Origin of the sequence: Niastella populi, from assembly GCF_002078015.1 — a bacterium.
In the GTDB taxonomy this organism is placed as follows: Bacteria; Bacteroidota; Bacteroidia; order Chitinophagales; family Chitinophagaceae; genus Niastella; species Niastella populi.
Genome location: NZ_LWBP01000138.1, coordinates 1 through 574, shown reverse-complemented (window position 1 = coordinate 574; position 574 = coordinate 1). Strand labels below are relative to the sequence as shown.

The window sequence follows — 574 nt, the reverse complement described above, 5'->3', positions numbered from 1 at the left end:
GAACCAGGAAGCGCTGACCAAAGAGAAGTTCTTAGCAAGTCCTTTCAAAAAAGGAGAGCGCTTTTACAAAACAGGGGATCTGGGCAGGTGGCTGCCTAATGGGAACATAGAGTTAACAGGCAGAAAAGATGACCAGGTAAAGATCAATGGCTACAGGATAGAGCCAGGGGAAATAGCGCATGCCTTATCAAACCACCAGTACATAAACCAGGTGGTGGTGCTGGCCAAAGAGAACGAGTCAGGAGAAAAAGAGCTGGTAGCCTATATTACTTCACGGGTTGAGCAGAACATGCTTGATTTGAAATCTTATTTAAAAGAACTGTTGCCGGAATATATGGTTCCGGCGCATTTTGTTCAACTCGAATCAATGCCATTGACAGCTAATGGTAAGATAGATAAGAAATCACTGCCTGACCCGGAAGGATTGGAACTCTCCAGTGGCGTGGAATATGTGGCTCCGCGCACAGAACCCGAAAAGGTTTTGGTTTCCGTTTGGTCAGATGTATTAAAGCGAGAAGGCATAGGAGTAAAGGATAGCTTTTATAACCTGGGCGGAGACTCCATCAAGTCGATA

General features: G+C 45.5%; 1 protein-coding gene. It reads left to right on the top strand.

Annotated elements, in window-relative coordinates; all coding sequences use genetic code 11:
- Positions 1–574, top strand: a 574-nt coding sequence (locus A4R26_RS12975) for a non-ribosomal peptide synthetase (RefSeq protein ID WP_165760254.1), incomplete at both ends; no start/stop codon positions are given.